Source organism: Kitasatospora sp. NPDC059803 (assembly GCF_042732255.1).
In the GTDB taxonomy this organism is placed as follows: domain Bacteria; phylum Actinomycetota; class Actinomycetes; order Streptomycetales; family Streptomycetaceae; genus Kitasatospora.
In genome coordinates, this window is sequence record NZ_JBHWIJ010000270.1 from 10,186 (window position 1) to 12,130 (window position 1,945).

Annotated in this window: 1 protein-coding gene; it reads left to right on the forward strand. The window is 79.3% G+C overall.

Features of this window, described 5'->3' with window-relative positions:
- The first annotated feature begins 281 nt into the window (after positions 1–281).
- Positions 282–1,880, forward strand: coding sequence for a DoxX family membrane protein (locus tag ACFV6I_RS31330; protein WP_063348799.1), 1,599 nt, complete (start codon positions 282–284; stop codon positions 1,878–1,880).
- Positions 1,881–1,945: the final 65 nt, after the last annotated feature.

Consider the following 1,945-nt stretch of genomic DNA (forward strand, 5'->3'; position numbering starts at 1 on the left):
ACGCTGCCTGCTCAGCGCCGACCCGCGGGGGAGCGCGCCACCCGCCCCCCCCCCCCCCCCCCCCGCGGGGCCCGGGGGGCCGCCGACCGCGCCGGGCCCCCCCCCGCCCCCCCCGCTTTTCTCATGATCATTTCAAGTATGCGCCGGACATCCACTCGGGAGAGTGTCCTAAGCGGTGGTCACCCGGTTAGACGGGCGTGGACACCAGAACACCTCGGCGCCCCCTGTTCGGCGGCGGCAGCACCGGGATAGACGCGGGCCCCGGCCTTGACACGGTCAAGGTGCCGTCCGACCCCGCGCGCCTCAGCATCACCCAGGCGAGCTTCCGGCTCCGGCTCGGCGCCCCGGTGGCGCCGCTGATCGAGGCCCCGGCCGGACTGCTGTCCACCGGCGCCGCGTTCGGCGACCCGTACGCCAACCAGGGCCTGATCCGCCGTCCGCTGGTCACCCCGCAGGTCGTCGTGCCCGCCTCCGCCGTCCCGGCGCTCGCGGGGGCCGCCGGGGGCGGTGCGCCGCGCCGCAAGGGCCGGGTCACCGCCGTCACCTGGACCGGGCAGGCGCCCCCCGGGGACCTCGCGGCCACCCAGCTGCTGGACGCCGTCCGGCTCACCGGCTCCGGGCCCGACGGCGGCGGCCCGGGCATGTCGGACACCCGGGTGATCCCGTCCTACTCGGGCGCCCGGACCGTCCCGCGCCAGCCGCGGGAGGGCGCCGGCACCGCCACCGACGCGGGCATCGGCCCGGTCGGCGCACCGCAGGGCTGGACCCCGAGCGGCGAGCTGCCCGAGGTCTCCGCGACGGCCGCCGAGGGCAAGCCGCCCTGGTACCCCGGCCGCCGGGTCGACCTCGGCCTGGTCCTGCTGCCGCTGCGCGCCGTCCTCGGCTCGCTGTCCGTCTACGCCGGGTTCAGCAAGCTCTGCGACCCGGTCTACTTCGACGGCGGCGAGCGCGGCTCGATGATGCGCTGGCTCGCCTCGCTGCACCCCTGGAAGGTCGCCGAACCGCTGCTGGCCTTCGCCATGGCGCACCCGGTCGGTGCCGGCCTGGTGGTGTCGTTCACCCAGGTCGTGGTCGGCGTGCTGACCGTCCTCGGCCTCTGGCAGCGGCTCGCGGCCGGGGCGGCGATGCTCCTCTCCGCCGCGCTGCTGTTCACCGTCAGCTGGCGGGCCGTACCGGTCTACGACACCCCCGACCTGATCTTCCTGGCGGCCTGGAGCCCGCTGCTGATCGCCGGAGCGCCGTTCGCCTCCCTGGACGGGCGGCTCAACCTGGAGGCCTGGCGGCGCTACGGCGCCGACGCGCCCGCCGCGCTGCGCCGCCGGGTGCTGCGCCGCGGCACGGTGGTCACCACGGTCGTGGTCGGGGCGACCCTGCTGCTCGGCTCGATGCTCGGCGCGGCGGTGCGCACCGGGGCCCGGACGCACCAGGCGCCGGCCCGTCCGGCCACCGACTACGGCACGCCGGTCTGGCCCAGCGGCGCCCCGACCGGCACCCCGGGCGGCCAGGGCTCGTCCACCTCGCCCTCGCCCGCCCCGCGCCCGGCCACCCCCACGCCGAGCCCGACCACCCCGCCCTCCTCCGCCCCGGCCACCCGCCCGGGCAGCCCGACGCCGAGCGGCAAGGGGCACTCCGCCAAGGCGGAGACCGGGGCCGGCACGACCCCGTCCGCCGCCGCACCGTCCGCCGCCGCGCCGTCGGCCGGTTCCTCGCCCGCCCAGCGCAGCACCCCGCCCCCCGCCGGAACGGGGGCGGCGTCCAAGCCCAGCCCGAGCTCCGGGGCGAGCCCCGGGCTGCTCGGCGGGGTGCTGGGCAGCGGCCCGCTCGCCGACCTGTCCGGCGGCGCCCGCTCCTCCCGTCCGGGGGCGCCCACGTCCACCTGACGGCCCGCGGACGCGGACTGGCCGGGGGGGCGGGGGGGGGGCGGCCCCCCGCGGGCGTGGGGGCC